Consider the following 19,939-nt stretch of genomic DNA (forward strand, 5'->3'; position numbering starts at 1 on the left):
CTCAGACCTTCGCCAGCTCGCCAAGCTGCCGGGTGGTGAGCTGCGCGGCCACCGGCCCCGGCTCCCGGAGACGGTTGATCCGGTCGCGGAACCCCTTGCGCCTGCGGGCCCAGCGCCGCTTCGCCGCGACGCTCGCGCACGCGTCCACGTGGGACCTGCCCGCCACGGGCGCGCCGCTCAGCTCGTAGCCGTTGGCCGTCAGCCGCTCACCGAGCACGGTCTCGCAGAGCGAGATCTCCCACGGTTCGAGCCTGTTGCGCCACGACCCGGTCCTGGCGGTCGTCACGTCGCCGTGGGTGTTGCTGTGCCAGACCTTGTGCTGCGGGATGGCCAGCCTGCCCACGTGGTACGGCTCGCTCATCGCCGGGTCGTACTCCTCGCCCAGGAAGTCGCAGAGCTTGCTCAGCTCGGTCTCCGGGTAGGCCGTCAGGTCCTCGTAGCGCAGCTCGTAGTAGGTGTCCGCGGGCAGGTTCCTGGCGTGCCTGCGGCCGTAGTCGATGGCCTCGGCCCAGTTGGTCACCGCGTGGAAGACGTCCTTGGTGTACCAGGGCATCTCCTTCAGCGAGGCGACGCAGTCCCGGCCGTCCCTGATCAGGTGGACGAACTGCGCGTCGGGGAACAGCCTCAGCAGCAGGTCCACGTGGTGGAAGTAGCTGGGCCGCTTGTCGCCCCAGCGGGACTTGCCGTACTGCTCGGCGTAGGAGCGGAAGGCGATGCCCAGCGCGGAACCCAGCGTGGGCGGTCCCATGACGATGTCCTCGACCAGCTTGTCCCCGTCGAGCCTGAGCTCCTTGAACTTGGTGTCCTTGTCGCCGACGATCCACCGGGCCAGCCTGCGCCGGTTGACCTGCTCACGCAGGTTCCCGAAGGCCAGCCTGCGGTAGTAGCCGGGCACGACGAAACGGGTCTCCGGCGGCACCGCGATGCGCGGGTGGGAGTGCAGCATGAGCTGCAGCATGGTGGTGCCGGAACGCGGACATCCGATCACGAAGATCGGTCGATCGGACTGCATGACAACGAACCCCCGAAAAAGATGATCAAACAGGTACGCGCTGCGTGTTCCCCGGGCGCGGGACGAAAGGCGTCGACCGGGTGAACCGCCACATTCGGTAGATCAGCACGATCTCGTTCAGCAGCAGCAGCGATCCCGCGACGGCCGCGATGGGTATGAGCACCGCGGGCCCGGCCTGCGCGCTGAGCAGCGGGCCGACCACGAAGACCGCGGCGTGGAACTCGATCCCGCTGATCAGGTGGGTGCGCACCCGGTGCCTGATGAGAAGACGGCCGATCCTGCGCCGCAGGCTCGGCGGCTTCGGTGGCCGGTAGGCGGCGGCACGGTCCTTCTGCGGCTGTTCCGCCCGGTTCTCCTTGACCGCCTCACGCACCCGCCTCATCTGCGGAGCGTTCACATATCTGAACAGGTCGAGCACCGCGACCCCGGCGCCGAGCAGGACGAACGAGACGTCCCCCGACGCGGCGTACTGGCCGAACGCCAGGCCCGTGGCACAACAGACCACCCTGATGCGGTCGCCCACGTAGTCGAGCCAGAGCCCGAACGGGGTCCCCGTCCCCTTGAGACGGGCGATCTTCCCGTCCATACAGTCGACCATGAAACTCACGTAGAACAGCGCGGCCCCCGCCACGACCTGTCCCAACGCGAAACAGACCGCCGACCCCAGCCCGAGGAGCAGCGACAGCCGGGTGAGCCCGTTCGGCGTGACGTCTGTGCGGTTGGCGACGGCGAGCGTGAGCCTGCACGCCACCGGGTCGACCAGGAAGACAGTCCACCAGGAGTCTTTTCGTTTCCGGGTCGCGTGCACATCGTTCAACGAATAGGCCCTCATGCCTACCAGGATGACCACCTGGAGCGACCGGAGAGTCACACTCTGACGCCAAGAGAGGATCTCCATACTGGTTCTTGACCGGCCGTGGCATACCGTGCCGCCTCCACCCAACCGGTCACGACCCCGGCGGTACGGAAACCAGAGCTATCCGCTTTTCACAGGACATCGTGACACATGCCCCTCAATGGCGTTGACAGGCCTCGATAGGCTGTTTGCTTCCCAGAAGTCACTCGACCCGGAAGCTCACCCTCATGAAGTCTCCCGTCCGACTGCTCCTGGCCGCCGCGTGCACCGCGGCCCTGCTGTCCTCGCCCACCGCGGCATGGAGCGCGAACAAACCCAAAGCGGAAAAGGCACCCCCGGTGGACTGCGCGAAGGTCAAGTGCATCGCGCTGACGTTCGACGACGGCCCCGGCAAGTACGCCGATAAGCTGCTCGACACCCTCAAGAAGACCAACTCCAAGGCCACCTTCTTCCTTGAGGGCCAGTACGCGAAGTCCCGCAAGGCCTTCGCCAAGCGGATGGCCGTCGAGGGCCACGAACTCGGCAACCACAGCTACACCCACCCCCACCTGCGCGAGCTGAGCGAGGAGAAGATCCGCGAGGAGCTGACCCGGACCCAGGACATCGTCAAGCAGGCCACCGGCAAGGCCCCCACCCTGCTGCGCCCGCCGTACGGCGAACTGGACGAGAGGGTCCGGGCGATCGCCGCGGAGATGCGCCTGCCGATCGTGCTGTGGAACGGCGGTTCCCGCGACTGGGCGACCAAGAACGAGAAGGCCATCTACGACGAGGTGCTCAAGAACGCCAAGCGTGACGGGGTCATCCTCATGCACGACTGGGTCGAGCAGACCGTCAAGGTGATGCCCAAGCTGATCGCGGCCCTGCAGAAGCAGGGCTACCACATCGTCTCGGTCTCCTCGCTGCGCGGCGCTCAGGACCTCAAGGCCGGCGACATCTACCCGGTCGGCTCGGAGAAGGACGACGACCTGGCCTCCGAGACGCCCGACTCCCCCGGCCCCGAGGCGGCCTCCCCCGAGGACGGCATGTGAGCCAGTCTCCGGCCGAAGCGCTGCATCGGTAACTCGACGTAGCGGTAGGTCAGCCAGCTCAGCCCGACCACGACGGCGACACAGGCCGCCGAGACCGACAGCTGCACCGCCTGCGGCATGGCCCGTACGTCGCCGAGAACGGCGGGGACGAGCTTCAGCAGCGGGTGGTGCAGCAGGTAGAGCGAGTAGCTGATCAGCCCGAGCCAGACGACGGGCCGTGGCAGGCGGCGTCCGCGCAGGGCCATGGCCCCGGCGAACGTCGCCCCCGCCAGCACGAGCGTGGTGATCCACACATCGGGCTGGACCCACCACCAGCCCGCCTGGATCGACCACACCGGGGCGAGCGCGACGAGCACGGCCGCGGCGGCCACCGGGAGCGGCCCGCCCACGCCCTGCTCCCAGCGGCGGATCGCGGTCCCGGTGAACATCACCGCCAGGATCGTCGCCCCCAGCCACGGGACGAACCCCGAAAAGAGCGTCAGCACGACGGCCATCACGCCGAGCACGCAGGCGGCGGCCGTGCGGAACCGGCCGCCGACCACGCACACCATGCCCACGCAGAACAGCACCCCGGCGACGTAGGCGGGCCAGGGCCCCCCGAGCAGCGGCGCAGACAGCACCAGCCCCGCCCCGACCCCCATGACGCCGAAGAGAACGGCGAAGAGCCCGCTCCTGAGATGCAGTCCCCGCACGAACAGCGCGGTCACCAGCAGGTAGAAGACCATCTCGTAGGAGAGCGTCCACATGGTGTCGGCCAGGCCGCCCATGTGCAGGACGTCCTGCAGCATCGTGACGTGCCCCGCCACGGCCGACAGGTCGCGCGGCACCTGCTCACGGACCGGGATCCAGAACCCCATGGCCAGGACGAGCCCGACGACCAGCAGGTAGATCGGGTAGAGCCGGAACGCCCTGCTGATCCAGAAGGCCCGCACGTCCCCCCGCCCCTCCAGGGAGACCGGGATGATGTAGCCGCTGACCAGGAAGAACACCAGGACGCCGTACATCCCGAGGTTGAACCAGTAGGGCCGCAGCGCCGGCATGAACCACGGCAGCAGGTGTTCGAGCAGCACCGCGACCGCGCCGACACCGCGAAGCGCGTCCAGCCACGCCAGCCGCTTGCCGGTCGTGGACAGCGGAGACGTCGGAGGAAGGGCCGGGGGAGACATTCGCCCCAAGTTACCCCCTCATTCCCTCTGAAACAGGACTGATCCCCGTCGGGGTCCTCCATCCACAGGACACTCCCAGGTTGACCGATAGGGAGCGTCAGAAGTACCGGTCGATGACGGATTCCCCGTTCCGTGCCGCTCCGTAACGTTGTGACCTGCGAGAACGAGGCACGCGAACGACGAGGAGAGATCGACATGACCGACGCAGCCAAGCTGGTCGAGCGCTACCTGGCCATCTGGAACACCACCGACGCCGCCGAACGGCGCGCGGAGATCGACGCCGTCTGGACCGAGGACGCCCGCTACGTGGACCCCCTGGTCGACGTCACCGGGCGCGACGCGATCGACGCGACCATCGCCGCCGTCCAGCAGCAGTTCCCCGGCCTGGTCTTCACCCCGGGCGGCGACGTCGACGCCCACCACGACCTGGCCCGCTTCACCTGGAGGCTCGGCCCCGAGGGCGGCGAGGCGATCGTGGTCGGCTTCGACGTCGCGACGCTGACCGAGGACGGCCGGATCAGGACCGTGCACGGCTTCCTCGACCAGGTCCCCGCCTGACCGCTTCCGGCCCCTCCGGGACGGCCCCCGCGGTGCCGTCCCGGGCCCGTTCCCGAACCCCCGGGAAACTCCGGGAAAGCTCCCGGAAAGCCTTCACAGAATCCGAAGAACCCTGGAAAGGCCCCCGACATGACCACCACCGCCACCACCCCTCTCCTGCGCCTGGCCCTGAGGCTCGACGCCGTCGTCACCGGCGCCAACGGCCTGGCCTACCTGCTGCTCTCGGGCCCCGTCAACGACCTGCTCGGCCTGGCCGTACCCCTCCAGCGTGGCGTCGGCGTCTTCCTCCTGGTGTACGGCGTCGCGGTCTGGCTGCTGACCGTGCCCAGGGTCGTCAACCGGGGCGCCGCGGCCGCGGTCGTCGCCCTGAACGTCGTGTGGGCCGTGGTGAGCGTCGCCGAACTGGCGCTCGGCGGGCTGGGCACGACGACCCTCGGGGCCGTCTGGGTGGTCGCCCAGGCCCTCGTCGTCGGTGGCTTCGCCGCCCTGCAGTACGTCGCCCTCCGCCGCGAGCGGTGAGGGCCGAGAAAACGGCACGGCCCCGGAGAGGTTCTCTCCGGGGCCGTGCCGTCGTGTCCTACTCCCACTCGATGGTGCCCGGGGGCTTGCTCGTCACGTCGAGGACGACCCGGTTGACCTCGCGGACCTCGTTGGTGATCCGGGTGGAGATGCGGGCCAGCACGTCGTAGGGAAGGCGGGACCAGTCGGCCGTCATGGCGTCCTCGCTGGAGACCGGGCGCAGCACGATCGGGTGACCGTAGGTGCGGCCGTCGCCCTGGACGCCGACCGAGCGGACGTCGGCGAGCAGCACGACCGGGCACTGCCAGATGTCCCGGTCGAGGCCGGCCCTGGACAGCTCCTCACGGGCGATGACGTCGGCCTCGCGCAGGATCTCCAGGCGCTCGCGGGTGACCGCGCCGACGATGCGGATGCCCAGGCCGGGGCCGGGGAACGGCTGGCGCCAGACCATCGCGGACGGCAGCCCGAGCTCCTCGCCCGCACGGCGGACCTCGTCCTTGAACAGCGCGCGCAGCGGCTCGACCAGCGTGAACCGCAGGTCGTCCGGCAGGCCGCCCACGTTGTGGTGCGACTTGATGTTGGCGGTGCCGGTGCCGCCGCCGGACTCGACCACGTCGGGGTAGAGGGTGCCCTGGACGAGGAACTCGACCGGCCCGTCTGCGAGGATGGCGCGCTGCTCGTCCTCGAACACCCGGATGAACTCGCGCCCGATGATCTTGCGCTTCTCCTCGGGGTCGGTCACGCCGTCGAGGGCCTTCAGGAAGCGCTCCTGGGCGTCGACAACCCTGAGCTTGACCCCGGTCACATCGACGAAGTCGCGCTCGACCTGCTCGGCCTCGCCCTGACGCAGCAGGCCGTGGTCGACGAAGACGCAGGTCAGCCGGTCGCCGATGGCCCGCTGCACCATCGCCGCCGCCACCGCGGAGTCGACGCCGCCGGACAGGCCGCAGATCGCGCGGCCCTCGGGGCCGATCTGGGCGCGGATGGCCTCCACGGCGTCCTCGACGATGTTGAGCATCGTCCACGCGGGGCGGCAGCCCGCCGCGTCGAGGAAGTGCTTCAGCACGGCCTGACCGTGGTCACTGTGCAGGACCTCGGGGTGGAACTGCACGCCGTACAGGCCGCGGCCGGGGTTCTCGAAGGCGGCGACCGGGGTCTCGGCCGTCGTGGCGGTGACCAGGAAGCCCTCGGGGGCGGCGGCGACGCTGTCACCGTGGGACATCCAGACCGACTGGGCGACGGGCAGCCCGGCGAAGAGCACGCCCTCGCTGATCACGTCGAGCCGCGTCCCGCCGTACTCGGCGACACCGGTCTTGGCCACCTGGCCGCCGAGCGCCTGGGCCATGGCCTGGAAGCCGTAGCAGATGCCGAAGGTGGGAACCCCGGTCTCGAACAGGCCCACGGGGGCGGCCGGGGCGCCCTCGGCGTAGACCGAGGAGGGACCTCCGGACAGGATGATGGCCTTGGGATTCTTGGCCATCATCTCCTCGACCGGCATCGTCGAGGGGACGATCTCGGAGTAGACGTGGCATTCACGCACTCGTCGCGCGATCAGCTGCGCGTACTGCGCGCCGAAGTCGACGACGAGGACCGTGTCGAACTCAGACACAAGACCCCCAAAGAAAACACAGCGGTCCTGTCAGTCTATCGGCGCTCGTCAGCGCGCTTACTCACGAGCGGCCTCCTCGGTCGCGCCTGGGCGGACACCCGAGTGTCCACCCAGGCGATCGGCTAGGCGGACGGCTGGGCGAGGGCGTCGCCGAGGAGGCCGAGGGGCGGGGAGCCGAGGTCGAGCATCGCGGTGTGGAAGCGCTTGAGGGTGAACCCCGCGCCCCACTCCGCCCTGGCCCGTGAACGCAGGTCGAGGATCTCCAGCTTGCCCCACGTGTAACGGCCGTAGGTCGGGTCGAAGGTGGCCCTGGCCGCCTCGGAGAGCGCGGCGGGCCCCGCGAGGTGGGTGTCGGCCTCGAAGCGCCTGGCCCCCTCCTGGACGGTCATCGCGCCGCTGTGGACGCCGATCGCGCAGGCCAGCCGGGTCACCCTGATCAGCGCCTCAAGCCAGACGCCGATCTCGAAACGCGGGTCCTCGGGGGCGAAGCCCTCCTCGACGCACAGCTCCTCCGCGTAGTGCGCCCAGCCCTCCGCGAACGCCAGCGACATGAGCGTACGGCGCACCGGCGAGGGGGCGCGCCGCAGGGCACGAGCGTGGGAGAAGTGCCCGGGGGCGACCTCGTGCACATTGATCGCGGGAAGCGTGGTGGCGCTGAAGACCTCAAGCCACTCCTCGATGTCGCGTTCCGGCCACGACGGGTCGGGCGGGGTGACGTGGTACCACGAGGGGGCCTCGGGTTCACCGGGCGCCGCCCAGCTCATCATCGCCATCGCCCATCTGCGCGACTCCGGCGCGATCCCGACCAGGCACTCGCCGTCGTGATAGGGCACCAGGTCCTTCTCCCTGGTGAAGGCGATGGCCCGCTCGGTGCCGACCCTGGCGGCCTCGATCACGCCGTCGATCCCGGGGTGGTCCTTGACCAGTTCGCGGGCGACGTCGAGCGGGGGCCTGCCGCCCTGCCCGAGGCGCTCGCAGGACTCGGCCAGCCTGGCCAGCAGCCGGTCGCGCTCGGCGTCGGCCCGTACGGCCAGCGCGCCGAGATCGACCGGGAGGCCGTCGCCCGTCCCCATCAGCCGGGCCAGCCCCGCCGCGCCGAGGGAGGCGTCGGGGTCGCCGGAGCGGGTGGCCTCCTCCACGTGCTCGACGAAGCGGGCGTGGGCCTTGAGCGCGGCCTCACGCACGGAGGCGTCGGCGTCGGCGGGCACCCCGGCGGCCAGGCCGCGCGCGGCGCCGAGCAGCGCGGTCGCGACGGGGGCGCTGAGCCGGTCGAGGGAGGCGATCGCGTGCTCGACGGCCTCGGGCCACCGGGCGAGGTGGGCGTTCCGCGCGGCGGCCCGCTCCGCCTCGGGGGCGTACTCGCGGTCGTAGGTCGCCAGGTCGAGGTTCGCCAGGTGCGGGAGCGGGCTGCTCCGGTGCAGCTCCAGCTCGCCGTACCTGACCCGGGCGTCCTCCTCGAAGATCCGCAGGTGCGCCGCGTCGTGGGGGTCGGCGGGCGGCTCTCCCCGGCCGAGCGCGGCCAGTCCCGCGCGCACCCCCTCGGGGGAGAGGTCCTGGATCCGGCCGTCGTACTCGTGTCTGCCCGCCATCTCCCGGATCTCCGGGAGGGACAGGTCGCACACCGCGCGCAGGCGGCTGTCGAGTTCGGTCATGGCCTCGACGCTATATCAGACGATCAGGGCGGATCCCCTGTTTCCTCCCGGCGCATTTGGCAGGAAAACCGTGATTTTTGGCGCTTTATCCACTCGTGGAAGAACACCGGAGAAAAGTAGTTTGACGAACATCAAACCGTAATCGGCCAAGGAAAGAGGCTCCATGCGCAAGCTCTTCCTCACCGTGCTGGCCGTTCTCGCCGGCCTCACGCTCCTGTCCGTCCCCTCAACGGCCCAGGCCGCGCAGTCCAGCAAGGCGCTGGTCAGCTGCCCCGGCAGCAAGGCCGAGACCGGCGACGGCATCACCATCAGGGTCTACTACGTGGTCTACGGCAGTAACTGCCAGGTCAACCACGTGCAGGCCTGGAGCGCCGCCGGCTCCAAGTACGGGCACTTCAACCTCTTCGGCCCCTACGGCTGGTCGGACAACAGCCCCACCAAGAGCTGGGGCTGGGGCGAGCCGTACAACTCCTACCCCTGGGTGATCGCCTGGCCGGACCACCTGTGGTGCGCGAAGTTCTACAACGAGAACAACCAGCCCATCACGGACAACATCTGCGTCACCATCTGACGGACTCCCCGCGCCGCCGTCGTCTCACCGGCACGGCGGCGCGGTGGTCCGTCCCCGTCTCACCCCGGCTCGGCGATCCGGTCGAGCAGCGCGTGCAGCGTCTTGTCGTCGGTGGCCGGGGCCATCACACTGGCCCGCAGGTGACGGACCCCGCCGACCTCGGCGGAGGTCAGATGGAAGGCGCCGTCGGCCGTCAGCGACTCCCGGATCGCCGCCTGGTCGCCGGTGCCGTACCGGAAACAGACGATGTTGCTCTCCGGCTCGTACGGCAGCGCGAACCCGGGCCGTTCCCGGGCCAGTTCCCACAGGCGGCGCGCGGTGGCGTACCGCCCCGCGACGTACTCGCCCAGGCCCCGCTCCCCCCGCCAGGCCAGGTTGAGGAAGATCTTCAGACCGAGCTCGGCCTTGCTGCACTCGACGGTCCTGCCGATCGAGTCGAAGCCCTGGTCACCGTAGAACAGGTAGCTCGCCCGCTGCCTGAAGGCCGCGTCCAGGGCGCCTCCCCTCTTGACCAGCACGGCCGCCGCGAGACTTGAGGTACGCAGCATCTTGTGCGCGTCCCAGGTGAGCGAGTCGGCCAGTTCGACTCCGTCGAGCAGGTGCCGGTACCCCTCGGACAGCAGCGCCGAGGCCCCGTGGGCGCCGTCCACGTGGAACCACAGGCCGTTGGCGGCGCAGAACTCCCCGATCGGCCGCAGGTCGTCGTACAGACCGGTCCCGGTCGCGCAGGCCGCCGCGACCAGCGCCATCGGCCGCCGCCCCGCCCGCCGTACCCGGTCGAGGGCCTCCGGCAGCCGCGCCACGTCGATCCGGCCGAGGGGGTCGGTGTCCAGCGGCACGACGGCCCGCTCGCCCAGTCCGAGGATCGCCGCGGCCCTGGTGAGCGAGTAGTGCGCCGACTCGGGGGCCAGCAGCGCCAGATCACCGGGGACCCCGTCCTCCCACGCCTCGGGCACGGCCGCCGCCCGCGCGGCCAGCAGGGCGGTGAGGTTGGCCAGCGACCCCCCGTGGGTGAGCACGCCCCCGCCCGCCGGGCCGTACCCGGCCTTGTCCAGCATCCAGCGCACGACCTCGAACTCGACGGTCGCCGCCGCCGCGCCCATCTCGTAGACCGCCATCGGGTTGTTGGCGGCGCCGTGCACGAGGTCGGCGAGCGCGGCGGGGAAGTCGGGCGCGGCGATCTGGTGCCCCAGGTGGCCGGGATGGTGGAACCTGGTCCCCTCGTCGAGGTAGACCGCCAGGAACTCGGCGTACGTCTCCGGCGTCATCCCGCCCTCGCGTATCCACCGCGCCAGCCCGAGCCGCTCGGCCAGTTCCCCCCGCGGACGCCGCCCGACGACCGGGGACAACCCCCGCTGACTGCCGTCCACGTAGGCCGCCAACCGCTCGACGGTCACACCCGCGGCGCCCACGAACTCCTCAACGTTCCAGATCACACCGGGGATACTGAAGGATTTCCCCGCGAATCTCCACTTTCGCCATGGTCAACGCGGCTCAGCCCAGGGCCGCCGCTTCCGTGGAGGCCGTACGCGTCCCTCGACCCGGCCAGGCCCTGCCGACGCCCCTACGATCGGGGGCGTGCGAATCGATCTGTTCACGATCGTGGTGGACGACTACGACCCGGCCATCGAGTTCTTCGTCGGGGTGCTCGGGTTCGAGCTGGCCGAGGACTCGCCGTCCCTGACGAACGACGGCCGCAGGAAGCGGTGGGTCGTCGTCCGCCCGCCGGGCGCGGAGACGGGCGTCCTCCTCGCCCGCGCGGACGGAGACCACCAGGCGACGGCCGTCGGGAACCAGGTGGCGGGACGGGTGGGCTTCTTCCTGCGGGTCGACGACTTCGACGCCGCCTACCGGCGGATGACGGCCGCCGGTGTCGAGTTCGTCACCGCACCGCGCGCTGAGCCGTACGGCCGGTTCGCCGTCTTCCTCGACATCGCGGGCAACCGCTGGGACCTGCTCGGCCCCAGACCCTAGAAGGGCCCGGGACCGGCAGGCCCGCCCGGGCGGCCGAAACGTCGACTCCGGACCCTGGGGAGCTCCGGACCCTAGGAGCAGGTGCTCCGGGGCGGGGAGCAGTGCCCGACCTCGGGGTAGCGGGCGGAGGGCCCGTCCAGCAGGGGTCGTGACCTGCCACGCAGGTGCCGGTCGAGGAAGGCGAGGACGTAGTCCCGGGTGATCTTCATGGAGCGGTCACCCGACAGCTCGCCCTCGTGCGGGACGCCGAGCTGGTCGGCCAGCGAGATGAGGTCGGTGAAGGAGGAGTGCTGGGCCCCGGCCACGGTGAGCCAGCGCTTCCAGCCGGTCATGAGCCCCCAGTCGCGGTCCCACGCCGGGCTCCCGCCTCCCGGGGTGTGTTCCGGCGAGGCCAGGAACATGAACGGCCGCGCGATCCCCTCCGGCGGGATCGGGGCGTAGGTGGTGCCGTCCATGTCGATCCCGGCCCTCACCCGGCCGTCCTTCAGCATCGCCGCCAGGGAGCTCGCGCCGCCCAGTGAGTGACCCGCCATCGCGATCCTGCCGGGGTCGATCAGGGAGGCGCCCGCCCACTTCGGACGGGGACCGGTCAGTTCGTCGAGCACGAAGGAGACGTCGGCCGCCCGTACGGCCACGGCCTTCTCCCCGAAGCCCTTCTCGTGGTCGACCTCGCACGCGACACAGGTGGCGAGCCGCCCGTCGGGGAAGCTCGTGCCCCGGCTCTCGTAGGTGTGGTCGATCCCGGCCACCACGTATCCCCGGCTCGCCAGCTCCTCGGCCAGGCCCGTGAGGGTCTTGCGCGACCTGATGAAGCCCGGGGAGAGCACCACCAGCGGTGACCCGTGCCTACGCCCCACCGGCCGGGCCCCGAGGACGGCGCTGGTCCGCGTCTCGGCGAGGACACCGGGCGGCAGGTCGGTGAGCCCCTCCCCCTTGAGCAGCGCCTCCGACTCCTGCGGCGTCATGTACGGCGCCCGCCGTCCGTGCCTCGGCGCCGCCGGGTACCACAGGGAGACCATCAGCTCCCTGACCTTCACGGACGGAACCCACGGGTCGGGCCGGGAGGTGTCCTTCAGGTAGAGGGAGACGGTGCCGACCGGATGCGGCCCGGTCGGCGCGGGCAGCCGCGCCGCCGTGACCGGAACGTCCCCGGTTCCGGTCACGGCGGGCTCCGGAGTCGTGCCGGGGCCGGAAGCCTTGGAGTTCCCGGACGCCGGATCGCCGGAACCTGAGGGCGCCGGGGTGGCGCTCGACCCGGTGCCGGAACCCGGTGCGGCGGCCGCCGGAGGAGCGCCGTCGCCGAGGGTGGCGGGCACCGGAGCGCCGCCGGAGGCGGAGGCCGGGGTCAGCGGGACGAGAAGGGCCAGCAGGCCGGCGGCGACGGCCAGGCCACCCCGTACGGCCCGCCCTCCCGTCCCCGGTGCCCGCCCTAAGGTGCCCCGCCTGGGTTCGTTGTCCATGTGATGTCCGTCCTTCCCCGTCGGTACGGCCGCCCTGTCAGGACGGCCGGATGACGGAAAGGTAGGCGCCACCGGTTCCCCCGCGCGTCGGCCATCACACCGATATTGGATACGCCCAGAAAACGACCGATTTCCCCCGTCGTCCGCGCGGTGTACTTCCCGGGAAGGTAAGCCTGGTCTTCCCGGCGGATGTGGGGGCCGGGTGGTGGAGGTCACAATGGGCGGGTGGTGGCAGAAGGACGACGATCATGGAAACGGTACGCGCTTGAGGTACTGCGACCGGCGGGAGAGCCCGTCACACCGTCACGTCGGTCGATCGTCGTCGACGTGCTGCTGGCGGTCGCGCTGACCGCCCTCGCGGTGATCGCGGCGGTGAACCTCCCCGGTGGGAACCGTGACGACCACGGCGGCCCGCAGCCCCTGGTCGGGGTTCTGCGGCTGCGTCCCGACGGGCTGGGCAGCGGCACCCTGACCGTCATGCCACCCACCAGCGAGATCTACGACGAGGACGCCTGGTCCTGGGACTACGAGCCTCCGGTGGTCCTGGTGGTGCTGACGGCGCTGCCGCTGGCGTTGCGGCGCCGCTTTCCGCTGGCCGTCTTCTGGACGGTGCTGACCGCCGCGCTGGTCACCTACGCGGGGGCGACCTGGATCACCGTGCTGGCCTGCGCCGTCGCGGCCTACAGCGCCGTCGCGCACAGCCGTAACCGGGTGGCCGCGGTGGCCGGTCTGCTGCTGGCCGCCGTACTGGCCGGGGCCGCCTTCGAGGGCGTCGCCCCACGGTTGCCCGGCTGGTTCGGCCCCTCGGTCCTGCTGCTGGGGGCCGGGATCGTCGCGAGCCTCGTCCATGTCTGGCGGCAGCGGCTCAGGGCGAGCAGACGCAGGATCGAGGAGCTGCGCCAGGCCCAGGAGGAGACCACCCGCAGGGCCGTCGAGGCCGAACGCGCCCGCATCGCCGGAGAACTCCACGACGTCGTGACCCACAATGTGAGCGTGATGGTGATCCAGGCCGGTGCCGCGCGCAAGGTGATGGCGGCCGATCCCGGAATGTCCCGGGAGGCCATGCTCGCGATCGAGGCGAGCGGCAGGACCGCCCTGGCCGAGCTGCGGCACGTCATGGGCCTGCTCGCGGGGCCCGCCGGGGGACGCTACGCCGACCCCGGTGAGGGTCTCGAACCGCAGCCGGGCCTCGACCGGCTGGACACCCTGGTCGAACGGGTCCGCGCCGCGGGGACGCCGGTGGACGTCACGCTGTCGTCGCCTCCCGGGCCGCTGCCCCCCGGGATCGACCTGGCCGCCTACCGCGTCGTCCAGGAGGCCCTGACCAACACGATCAAGCACGCCTCCGGCGCGGCGGCGTCCGTCGTGATCGGCCACGACGGCGACTGGCTGAGGATCGAGGTCACCGACACCGGAGCCGCACGTCCGGCCCTCTCCAGGACCGGCGACGGCCGGGGCCTGATCGGCCTGCGTGAACGGCTGGCCCTGTACGGCGGAAGCCTGGAGGCGGGCCCTCGGGGCCGTGGCTACCGTCTCGTCGCCCGCCTGCCCAGGACGACCTCGTGAACCGGCCCCCCGAGTGGGCCGTCGACCGGCCGCCGCGTGTCGTCATCGCCGACGACCAGGCTCTGGTCCGCACCGGTTTCCGGATGATCCTCACCGCCGACGGCGCCGAGGTCGTCGGCGAGGCCGCCGACGGGGCCGAGGCGATCGAGGCCGTACGGCGGACCAGCCCCGACGTGGTGCTCATGGACATCCGGATGCCGCAGATGGACGGCCTTGAGGCCACCCGGCGGCTCATGGCCGAGGAGTCCCAGGAGACCCGGGTGATCATCCTGACGACCTACGACCTCGACCACTACGTCTACGCGGCCCTCGCTGCGGGGGCCAGCGGCTTCCTGCTCAAGGACGTCACCCCGGAGCACCTGGTCGCGGCCGTACGGCTGGTGCGCACCGGGGACGCCCTGCTCGCGCCGTCCATCACCCGCCGCCTGGTCGAGCGTTTCGCCCGCCGGGAGGAGGCGGGGACCGACACCCCGCACCGTGACCTGTCCGAGCTGACGCCACGGGAGCTTGAGGTGCTGCGCCTGCTCGCCACCGGGCTGAGCAACGCCGAACTCGCCGAGCGGCTCACCCTCAGCACGACGACGGTCAAGACGCACGTCGCGCGCATCCTGTCCAAGCTGGGGCTGCGTGACCGGGTCCAGGCCGTCGTGCTGGCCTACGAGACCGGCCTGATCTCCCCCGGCGGCCACGCCTGACCTCCGGCCCGAGGGGTACGCAGGGGTGAGCCTTCGAGGGTACGGCGGCGCGAGCCGGGGAAGGGCGCCGCCGTACCGGCTCCGGTCCGGCCCCGCGACGACGGCGGGGCCGGACCAGGTCACGCGGCGTGCCGGTGGATGGTGATGATCGTCTGGGTGCCCTCCCCGTCCACGACGTCGAAGACCCGTGGCGTTTCCGGCGAGACGGTGTCAGCGAGGATCCGCCTCGGGTGTTCGATGCCGTGGCGGAGCACGACCGGGTAACGCGGATCACGTCCCCCGACGCCCACGGAGAAGATGTCGTCCTTGTCGTCGTACTCGATGTAGGCCAGGGGGAGCTTCTCCGCCTGGTAGAGGTCACCGGCCGAGGCGTCCAGCACCTCGATGGTCACGTCCGAGCCCTCGTACTGTCTCGTCAGGCCGTCCAAGAACGGGCGCCACTCCTCGCGCGGCACCTCGGGTCGTTCCTGAGCCATCTGCCAGCCCCTCTCGTCGGAAACGACAACCGCCTCTGTCCATGCTCGTCGGCTCCCGGCCGCGCCACATCCCACGAACGGACGGGTCTACTCCTCGCCCGGGGGTGAGGGCATGGGGAGGTAGACCTTGCCGCCCTCCTTGCGGAACTCCTCGGCCTTGGCCCGCATCCCCGCCTCGATGGCCTCGGTGTCGGTCAGGCCGTTGCGTTCGGCGTAGGCCCGCACGTCCTGGGTGATCCGCATGGAGCAGAAGTGCGGACCGCACATGGAGCAGAAGTGCGCGGTCTTCGCCGGGGCGGCGGGCATGGTCTCGTCGTGGAAGGAGCGGGCGGTCTCCGGGTCGAGGGAGAGGTTGAACTGGTCCTCCCACCGGAACTCGAAACGGGCCTGTGACAGCGCGTCGTCCCAGGCCTGCGCCCCGGGGTGGCCCTTGGCCAGGTCCGCGGCGTGGGCCGCGATCTTGTAGGCGATCACCCCGGCCTTGACGTCGTCACGGTCCGGCAGGCCCAGGTGCTCCTTCGGGGTGACGTAGCACAGCATCGCCGTGCCGTACCAGCCGATCATCGCCGCGCCGATGGCCGAGGTGATGTGGTCGTAGCCCGGCGCGATGTCCGTGGTCAGCGGCCCCAGCGTGTAGAAGGGGGCCTCCGAGCACAGCTCCATCTGCAGGTCGACGTTCTCCTTGATCTTGTGCATGGGCACGTGGCCCGGCCCCTCGATCATGACCTGGCAGTCGTGTTCCCAGGCGACGTGGGTCAGCTCCCCCAGGGTGCGCAGCTCGGCGAACTGCGCCTCGTCGTTGGCGTCGTAGATCGAGCCGGGCCGCAGCCCGTCGCCGAGGGAGAAGGTCACGTCGTAGGCGGCGAGGATCTCGCACAGCTCCGCGAAGTTGGTGTAGATGAAGTTCTCCGCGTGGTGGGCCAGGCACCAGGCCGCCAGGATCGAGCCGCCCCGGGAGACGATGCCCGTCTTGCGGTTGGCGGTCAGCGGCACATAGGCCAGCCGTACCCCCGCGTGCACGGTCATGTAGTCGACGCCCTGCTCGCACTGCTCGATCACCGTCTCGCGGAAGACCTCCCACGACAGGGCCTCCGGTTTGCCGCCGACCTTCTCCAGCGCCTGGTAGATCGGCACCGTGCCGACCGGCACCGGGGAGTTGCGCAGGATCCACTCGCGGGTCTCGTGGATCCGTTTCCCGGTGGACAGGTCCATGATCGTGTCGGCCCCCCAGCGGGTGGCCCAGCGCATCTTCTCCACCTCCTCCTCGATCGAGGAGGAGACGGCCGAGTTGCCGATGTTGGCGTTGACCTTCACCAGGAAGTTCCGGCCGATGATCATCGGCTCGCTCTCCGGGTGATTGACGTTCACCGGCAGTACGGCCCGGCCTCTGGCGATCTCGTCGCGGACGAACTCCGCGGCCACGCCCTCGCGCAGCGCGACGAACTCCATCTCCGGTGTGATCTCCCCGCGTCTGGCGCGGGCCAGCTGCGTGTGCCGTACCGGCTTGGGCAGCGTTCCGCCGCAGGACTCCGTCCCGCCGCAGGCGAGCGTCTCCCTGGTCCGCCGCCAGGCCGACCTGAGCGGCGGCAGGCCCTTGGCCGGGTCGGCGTCGTACTCCGGATCGGTGTACGGACCCGAGGTGTCGTACAGGACGACGGAGGACCCGTCGGTCAGCGGCACCTCGCGCATCGGCACGCGGATGTCCGGCCGCGAACCGGTGAGGTAGATCTTCCTTGCGTTCTGGACATTCTGGGCAGCCTTCTGGACATTCTTGGCAGGTGGCACCATAGGACAACTTCTCCCTACGCCGGCATTACCCGGTCAGGTTCAGCGGTCGGCAGCGGCGGTAGCTGCCCTCTCAGCCCGGTTGCCCCGAGCTCCCGCGTTGGCATACGTGCCGAACTGAGATGATCTCAGTTCGCGCCCCAATGATGCCCCATTCACCCCTTTGGAGCTACCTTCTGGCCTCTTGTGGCTATTTTTAGCGACACGGTACGGGCTGCCTTGGGTACGGCGTGCGGGTGAGGCCCCTGACCGGATCGGTCCGCAGGCCGACCAGGTGATGCCTTCAGCCCGGACCCCCGCGTCGCCAGGCTGAGGGCATGACCGGCGCTCTCATCGTCATCGACGTCCAGAACTCCTTCCTCCAGCTCCCCGACTGGCGGTACACCTCACGACCCGACATCGTCCCCCAGGTCAACCGCCTCGCCACGGCCGCCAGGGCCGCCGGGGACACGGTCGTGTGGGTCCTCGGCTCACGCCCCGGATCGGGCTCCGTCTTCGACCCGGCCCGGGGGTTCGTCCGTCTGATGGACGGCGTCGAGCCCCTTCCCGGGGAGCCGGTCCTCACCAAGACCGCGCACAACGCCTTCACCACCACCAACCTCCAGCAGTACCTCACCCAGCGCGGCATCAGGAAGCTGACCATCTGCGGAATCCGTACCGAGCAGTGCTGCGAGACCACCACCCGCATAGCCTCCGACCTGGGCTTCGAGGTCGACTTCGCCATCGACGCCACCGCGACCACACCGATCCCGCACCGCACCGCCCCGGACGACCTGTCCTTCGCCGAACTCGTACGGCACCCGCGCACACTCGGCGTCGACGAGATCATCGCCCGCACCGAATACGCTCTGTCGGGCCGTTTCGCCACCATCAGAACCGTGGACCAGCTCACCGGAAACTAGGAGGTGCCGGTCATGCCGAGGGTCGTCTTCCTGCTCATCCCGCAGGTGCACCTCCTCGACGTGGCCGGGCCCGCCCAGGTCTTCTCCACCGCCGACGACCTCGGGCACCCGTACACGCTCACCTACGTCGCCGAGGACGACGAGGTCGCCACCGTCCAGGGGCTACCCCTGCGGGCGGAGACCGACTGGCCGGCCCTGACGCCCGACGATCTGGTCATCGTGCCGGGCTGGCGCGGCCCGACCCGCCCCGCGAGTCAGAAAACCCTGCGCCACCTGCGCGAACACCACGCGTCCGGCGGTACGGTCGCCAGCGTGTGCGCGGGCGCCGACGCGCTGGGCCGCGCCGGGCTGCTCGACGGCCGCCGCTGTACGACCCACCACGCCGTCCAGGACGAACTCGCCCGCCTCCACCCCCGGACGACGGTCGTCAGGGACACGCTGTACGTCGAGGACGACCGGATCGTCACCTCGGCGGGCGTGGCCAGCGGAACCGACATGGCACTGCACCTGGTGACCACCCGGCACGGGCCGTACGTCGCGGGGCAGGTGGCCCGCGCCATGCTCGTCCACACCCACCGCGACGGTACGGCGGAGCAGGTCAGCCCGCTGTTGCGCCGTCGCTCGCACGTGGACGAGACGGTCCACCGCGTCCAGGACCTGATCGAGGTCCGGTTCACCGAACGGCTGCCGCTGAGCCTGCTGGCCGAGGCCGCCGGATGCAGCGAACGGACCGTGACCCGGCTGTTCAGCAGGGCGACCGGACTCACCCCCCTGGCCTACCAGACCGCCCTGCGCCTGGAACGCGCCGAACACCTCCTCGGTCGCGGAGCCACCGTCGAGACCGCCGCCCGCGCCGTGGGCTTCGCCGACGCCCGCATGCTCCGGAGGCTACGCGCCCGTACGACGCCCTCGGCGGGCCGCCGAAGCGTGGGGTTCCGCCGCTGATCCCGTCCCGGCGTGTACACCCACCTGGACAGGACTCGATCAGCGAGACCAGGCGTCGCCAGGGACACGATAGAGAACGCGCGACGCCGCGAACCACTCCCGGTCGAGGAACCGGCCCGTGATCCGCCCCGCCAGGATGAGGTAGTACTCCACCTGCTCCCGGAATCCGGCGCCGTCCAGGTCCAGATCCAGCGCGTGATCCCGGAACGCCTCCTCGCCCACCCTGCCCATGTGCTCCCCGTCGTGGTAGTAGACCATCCCCTCGTCGGCGAGCTCATACAGGCCGGCCATGTGCCAGTGGGCGAGAACGCCCCTTCCTCCCGTGCTCGCTTCTTCGGACAACGTGAAACCCCTGTTCATGGTGACCGCGACAGACCAGCCCGGGGAGTGCGTCCCGATCCAGACCAGAGTCTCCTGCCCGTCGTTCTCAATCAGGTCGAACGCGGTATCGAGATCGCAGGGAACTCCAGAGCCCGGATCCACCCGGAAACGCTCCGCGGCTTCACCGATTTCCTCCGTGTCGATCCAGGCCACATCGAAGCGGCTGTTCAGAAGATGCTCCTCCAGAAGATCCCACTGGCTCTCCGCAGGCATCGCTCGCGACAGGCTCAACAGACAGATCCTTCTAGAGGCCCTTTTACTGGAGGCGGACGGCCGCCTCCATCCGCAGATGTTCGGCTGCGCGACCTGCGCGTCGCCTGGGTCCATTGTGCCCGGCTGTCAGGACTCCAGCTCGATGCGTTCGAAGATGTCGGCGTCGGTCTGGCGCTGCCATTCGGGGAGGTCGTCCCAGTCGGCGACGTAGGACGGCTTGGGGTCGGGGATGTGCTTGTGGATCTGGGCGATCCAGCAGAGGGCCACGAAGCGCCCCTTCTGCTCACGGGTGAGCTTGCCGGTGTTCCCGTCGCTGACCCTGATGAACTCGGCCACCTGCCCGTAGACCGCCGCGGCGGCCTCCCGCTCCCACTCGGGGGTCTGGTCCCACGGGGTGACGTAACCGGGCTTGGGCTCACCGGGAAAGTGCTTCAGAACACCGGCGATCCAGGCCTCCCGAAAAACACGACCGTTCTCAGCCGTGGCACTCATCGAGAACTCCTCTCGTTCAGACGGAACCGGACAACCAGGTGTCCTTCCAGAGCGCACTGCGTCGTCACACGACAACAGG

At 70.4% G+C, this 19,939-nt stretch carries 21 protein-coding genes and 1 riboswitch; of the genes, 9 read left to right on the forward strand and 12 right to left on the reverse strand.

The annotated features are described in order from the left end of the window. Window position 1 precedes the first annotated feature (1 nt). Together ABZ463_RS04575 and ABZ463_RS04580 are read right to left on the reverse strand one after the other, a co-directional pair. Entirely contained in the window at window positions 2-1,012 is a 1,011-nt protein-coding gene (locus tag ABZ463_RS04575; RefSeq protein ID WP_352010112.1) for a sulfotransferase, read from the reverse strand. A 25-nt stretch (window positions 1,013-1,037) separates the two neighbouring features. Further along, window positions 1,038-1,844 carry a CDP-alcohol phosphatidyltransferase family protein gene (locus tag ABZ463_RS04580; RefSeq protein ID WP_352010113.1) on the reverse strand — a complete coding sequence of 269 codons (807 nt, stop codon included), beginning with the start codon at window positions 1,842-1,844 and terminating at the stop codon, window positions 1,038-1,040. A gap of 251 nt (window positions 1,845-2,095) precedes the next feature. Here ABZ463_RS04580 and ABZ463_RS04585 point away from each other — a divergent pair, with 251 nt between their 5' ends. Then, window positions 2,096-2,896: a polysaccharide deacetylase family protein gene (locus tag ABZ463_RS04585; RefSeq protein WP_362772922.1), complete on the forward strand. Its 801-nt coding sequence runs from the start codon at window positions 2,096-2,098 to the stop codon at window positions 2,894-2,896. Here the strand turns inward: ABZ463_RS04585 and ABZ463_RS04590 are convergent. Next, the gene (locus tag ABZ463_RS04590) at window positions 2,803-4,062 is read right to left on the reverse strand and encodes an acyltransferase (protein WP_362772925.1); all 1,260 of its coding nucleotides are present in this window, start codon (window positions 4,060-4,062) and stop codon (window positions 2,803-2,805) included. The two genes, ABZ463_RS04585 and ABZ463_RS04590, sit on opposite strands and share 94 nt — an antisense overlap. 195 nt (window positions 4,063-4,257) lie before the next feature. Between ABZ463_RS04590 and ABZ463_RS04595 the strand changes: the two genes are divergently transcribed. Both ABZ463_RS04595 and ABZ463_RS04600 read left to right on the forward strand, forming a co-directional pair. After that, window positions 4,258-4,620 carry a nuclear transport factor 2 family protein gene (locus ABZ463_RS04595; RefSeq protein ID WP_362772929.1) on the forward strand — a complete coding sequence of 121 codons (363 nt, stop codon included), beginning with the start codon at window positions 4,258-4,260 and terminating at the stop codon, window positions 4,618-4,620. Between the two features lie 129 nt (window positions 4,621-4,749). Next, complete coding sequence (locus ABZ463_RS04600) at window positions 4,750-5,139, forward strand: hypothetical protein (protein ID WP_362772932.1); 390 nt, start codon at window positions 4,750-4,752, stop codon at window positions 5,137-5,139. Window positions 5,140-5,197: 58 nt separating this feature from the next. Here ABZ463_RS04600 and guaA read toward each other — a convergent pair whose 3' ends face one another. The 3 genes from guaA to ABZ463_RS04615 form a co-directional block, all read right to left on the reverse strand. Then, a complete protein-coding gene (gene guaA / locus ABZ463_RS04605; RefSeq protein ID WP_362772935.1) occupies window positions 5,198-6,748 on the reverse strand; it encodes a glutamine-hydrolyzing GMP synthase in 1,551 nt (516 codons plus the stop codon). A gap of 122 nt (window positions 6,749-6,870) precedes the next feature. Further along, window positions 6,871-8,400 (reverse strand): DUF885 family protein, encoded by a 1,530-nt coding sequence (locus ABZ463_RS04610; RefSeq protein WP_362772938.1) that lies wholly within the window; start codon window positions 8,398-8,400, stop codon window positions 6,871-6,873. 15 nt (window positions 8,401-8,415) lie between these two features. Next, on the reverse strand, window positions 8,416-8,565 hold the full coding sequence (locus ABZ463_RS04615; RefSeq protein WP_362772941.1) for a hypothetical protein: 150 nt from the start codon (window positions 8,563-8,565) through the stop codon (window positions 8,416-8,418). Between ABZ463_RS04615 and ABZ463_RS04620 the strand changes: the two genes are divergently transcribed. Beyond that, on the forward strand, window positions 8,564-8,971 hold the full coding sequence (locus tag ABZ463_RS04620; protein WP_352010120.1) for a hypothetical protein: 408 nt from the start codon (window positions 8,564-8,566) through the stop codon (window positions 8,969-8,971). The genes ABZ463_RS04615 and ABZ463_RS04620 overlap by 2 nt on opposite strands. Before the next feature lie 59 nt (window positions 8,972-9,030). Here ABZ463_RS04620 and ABZ463_RS04625 read toward each other — a convergent pair whose 3' ends face one another. Beyond that, complete coding sequence (locus ABZ463_RS04625; RefSeq protein ID WP_362772944.1) at window positions 9,031-10,407, reverse strand: pyridoxal-dependent decarboxylase; 1,377 nt, start codon at window positions 10,405-10,407, stop codon at window positions 9,031-9,033. A 142-nt stretch (window positions 10,408-10,549) separates the two neighbouring features. Between ABZ463_RS04625 and ABZ463_RS04630 the strand changes: the two genes are divergently transcribed. After that, window positions 10,550-10,945 (forward strand): VOC family protein, encoded by a 396-nt coding sequence (locus tag ABZ463_RS04630; RefSeq protein WP_362772947.1) that lies wholly within the window; start codon window positions 10,550-10,552, stop codon window positions 10,943-10,945. 71 nt (window positions 10,946-11,016) lie between these two features. On the opposite strand, the gene ABZ463_RS04635 is transcribed toward ABZ463_RS04630, so the two are convergent. After that, entirely contained in the window at window positions 11,017-12,405 is a 1,389-nt protein-coding gene (locus ABZ463_RS04635) for an alpha/beta hydrolase (protein ID WP_362772950.1), read from the reverse strand. 225 nt (window positions 12,406-12,630) lie between these two features. Between ABZ463_RS04635 and ABZ463_RS04640 the strand changes: the two genes are divergently transcribed. Together ABZ463_RS04640 and ABZ463_RS04645 are read left to right on the forward strand one after the other, a co-directional pair. Continuing rightward, entirely contained in the window at window positions 12,631-13,971 is a 1,341-nt protein-coding gene (locus ABZ463_RS04640) for a histidine kinase (RefSeq protein WP_352010126.1), read from the forward strand. Further along, a complete protein-coding gene (locus ABZ463_RS04645; protein ID WP_352010127.1) occupies window positions 13,968-14,666 on the forward strand; it encodes a response regulator transcription factor in 699 nt (232 codons plus the stop codon). The genes ABZ463_RS04640 and ABZ463_RS04645 overlap by 4 nt, the downstream gene beginning before the upstream one ends. Before the next feature lie 119 nt (window positions 14,667-14,785). Here ABZ463_RS04645 and ABZ463_RS04650 read toward each other — a convergent pair whose 3' ends face one another. Then, complete coding sequence (locus ABZ463_RS04650) at window positions 14,786-15,142, reverse strand: DUF5335 family protein (protein ID WP_352010128.1); 357 nt, start codon at window positions 15,140-15,142, stop codon at window positions 14,786-14,788. 87 nt (window positions 15,143-15,229) lie between these two features. Then, complete coding sequence (thiC, locus tag ABZ463_RS04655; protein ID WP_362772955.1) at window positions 15,230-16,930, reverse strand: phosphomethylpyrimidine synthase ThiC; 1,701 nt, start codon at window positions 16,928-16,930, stop codon at window positions 15,230-15,232. Then, window positions 16,925-17,036: riboswitch (TPP riboswitch) on the reverse strand. Its footprint overlaps the gene before it by 6 nt. A gap of 208 nt (window positions 17,037-17,244) precedes the next feature. On the opposite strand from thiC, the gene ABZ463_RS04660 reads away from it, so the two are divergent. Both ABZ463_RS04660 and ABZ463_RS04665 read left to right on the forward strand, forming a co-directional pair. Next, the gene (locus ABZ463_RS04660; RefSeq protein ID WP_352010130.1) at window positions 17,245-17,829 is read left to right on the forward strand and encodes an isochorismatase family protein; all 585 of its coding nucleotides are present in this window, start codon (window positions 17,245-17,247) and stop codon (window positions 17,827-17,829) included. A 12-nt stretch (window positions 17,830-17,841) separates the two neighbouring features. Then, entirely contained in the window at window positions 17,842-18,774 is a 933-nt protein-coding gene (locus ABZ463_RS04665; protein WP_362772959.1) for a DJ-1/PfpI family protein, read from the forward strand. Between the two features lie 39 nt (window positions 18,775-18,813). On the opposite strand, the gene ABZ463_RS04670 is transcribed toward ABZ463_RS04665, so the two are convergent. Then, entirely contained in the window at window positions 18,814-19,386 is a 573-nt protein-coding gene (locus ABZ463_RS04670; RefSeq protein WP_362772962.1) for a hypothetical protein, read from the reverse strand. Window positions 19,387-19,494: 108 nt separating this feature from the next. After that, the gene (locus tag ABZ463_RS04675; RefSeq protein WP_362772965.1) at window positions 19,495-19,860 is read right to left on the reverse strand and encodes a hypothetical protein; all 366 of its coding nucleotides are present in this window, start codon (window positions 19,858-19,860) and stop codon (window positions 19,495-19,497) included. Window positions 19,861-19,939 lie beyond the last annotated feature (79 nt).

Origin of the sequence: Streptosporangium sp. NPDC020145 (assembly GCF_040631275.1) — a bacterium.
GTDB lineage: Bacteria > Actinomycetota > Actinomycetes > Streptosporangiales > Streptosporangiaceae > Streptosporangium.